General features: G+C 42.1%; 1 protein-coding gene. It reads right to left on the bottom strand.

The features are described from left to right. The coding region (locus tag H4J76_RS19490) for a tandem-95 repeat protein (RefSeq protein ID WP_182231144.1) at positions 1-738 on the bottom strand (738 nt) is incomplete at both ends.

Genomic DNA, 738 nt, shown 5'->3' with positions numbered 1-738 from the left:
AAATCTGACACTGGAGTTACTGAAATTGTTAAAGTTGAAATTTCTGTGTCACCAGCACCATCGGTAATGGTGTAACTGATCACTGGCACGGCACCGTTGAAGTTGTCATTGGGTGTAAAAGTGTAGCTACCGTCTGCATTTAAGGTGAGTTCACCTTCCGCAAGAGTAACCGTATCACCTGCATTGTACGTATTCCCACCAACACTAAAGCTGGTGACGGTCATTGGACCGTCTGCTGTTTCAGCATTGTCTAAAACATTGCCTGTTGCTGTTGTATCTTCTGCAACAGTGACAGTTTCACTATCATCACTTAAATCTGACACTGGTGTTACTGAAATTGTTAAAGTTGAAATTTCTGTGTCACCAGCACCATCGGTAATGGTGTAACTGATCACTGGCACAGCACCGTTGAAGTTGTCATTGGGTGTAAAAGTGTAACTACCATCTGCATTTAAGGTAATTTCACCTTCAGCAAGGGTAACCGTATCACCTGCATTGTATGTATTCCCACCAACAGTAAAACTCGTTACCGTGAGTGGACCATCAGCTGTTTCTGCATTATCAAGCACATTACCTGTAGCAATTGTATCTTCAGCTATCGTGACAGTTTCACTATCATCACTTAAATCAGAAACCGGTGTTACTGAAATGGTTAGGGTAGAACTCTGAGTGTCACCTGCACCGTCAGTAACAATGTAAGTAATTAGAGGAACAGCACCATTAAAGTTATCATTCGGA

The sequence above is a fragment of the Colwellia sp. BRX9-1 genome, from assembly GCF_014077195.1.
GTDB lineage: Bacteria > Pseudomonadota > Gammaproteobacteria > Enterobacterales > Alteromonadaceae > Colwellia_A.
Note: the sequence above shows the minus strand (reverse complement) of the source record. Positions and strands in the feature narration are given on the sequence as shown.